Here is a 277-nt window from a genome sequence, read left to right as displayed (position 1 = left end):
CACGCGCAGCCTTACAGGCAGCATCGACAAGGTTTCTATGAACAGTCGCTGTCACGTCGTGGATCGTACCGCCTGTATGTAGATTGGCCGCCTTGCGCACCGTGATTTCACGATGATCCTCCAAAACAGAATCGAGCGACAGACCTTGTTCCTCTAGGCATCTTGTCGTTTCGGCATCGACAGGAATACGGCTTTCTCCGCCTGTCGCCGCAGCGCGTTTGCGGGATTGTATCTCCATAAGCTTGCGGATGGTTTTTTTGTGATACGGGGACAACCG

Annotated in this window: 1 pseudogene; it reads right to left on the bottom strand. The window is 53.8% G+C overall.

What is annotated here, in order from left to right:
- Positions 1–277 (bottom strand): annotated as a pseudogene (locus tag SB822_RS56755) (N-acetylglutaminylglutamine synthetase); the annotation flags it as partial.

It is taken from the genome of Paraburkholderia sp. SIMBA_054 (genome assembly GCF_046534875.1).
Lineage (GTDB): Bacteria > Pseudomonadota > Gammaproteobacteria > Burkholderiales > Burkholderiaceae > Paraburkholderia > Paraburkholderia hospita.
The sequence above is the reverse complement of the archived record's forward strand: the minus strand, read 5'-3'. Positions and strand labels throughout refer to the sequence as shown.